Annotated in this window: 1 protein-coding gene; it reads right to left on the bottom strand. The window is 44.0% G+C overall.

Translation table 11 applies throughout. From position 1 onward, the window contains the following. Positions 1 to 160: 160 nt before the first annotated feature. Positions 161 to 607, bottom strand: a complete 447-nt coding sequence (locus RW114_RS20820) for a helix-turn-helix domain-containing protein (RefSeq protein ID WP_340124634.1) — start codon at positions 605 to 607, stop codon at positions 161 to 163. Positions 608 to 675 lie beyond the last annotated feature (68 nt).

Below are 675 nucleotides of genomic sequence, written 5' to 3'. Positions count from 1 at the left end.
CGCGTCTCTTTGATATGTTGCTTACTACTTTCATCCATGCAGATCAAGGGATGAGTTTCATCGTACGAGCGTTTGTAGACATCCAGAACATCTTCCATAGCGCAGACAAACTCGGCACTTTCTTTAGCGGGAATACACCATTCCTTATTTTGCCAGGGTTTTAATTCGTTTTTTTTAGTGCTTGTCGAATAGTTTCGTGCGATACACTCTCCACATAACCCAGTTCTACCATCTGTTGTCCAAGCAGGCGTAATGTCCAACTACTACGCCCATCAGGAGCGTCTCCACAGGCCAATGCAATAAGATGGGCTTCTGCTTCACCATCAATAACTCGGCTTCTTACGCGGGTTGGTTTCGCCCGATTTAAGGCGGACTCTAAGCCTTCCTGGACTAATCGTTCCCGTACTCGCTCAATGGTGCGCGTTGACATGCCAAAGGCTTCACTGATTTGGCTATCCTGCCATTTTTCACTTAATTCACTTACATCAGCTTTGAGTAAAATTTCAGCGTGTAGCCTTTTGTGAGCAGCCACTTTTCCCTTGTGAATCAAACTTTCCAAATAGGTGCGCTCATCCTCAGTTAAACGCACAATATATTTCTTTGCCAATCTATCGTTCCCCAATAATGTAAAAAACCTACTCTATGGGGATTTTATACGACAAAACAAGACTGACT

The sequence above is a fragment of the Methylobacter svalbardensis genome (genome assembly GCF_037671525.1).
Taxonomy (GTDB): Bacteria; Pseudomonadota; Gammaproteobacteria; order Methylococcales; family Methylomonadaceae; genus Methylobacter_A; species Methylobacter_A svalbardensis.
The sequence above is the reverse complement of the archived record's forward strand: the minus strand, read 5'-3'. Positions and strand labels throughout refer to the sequence as shown.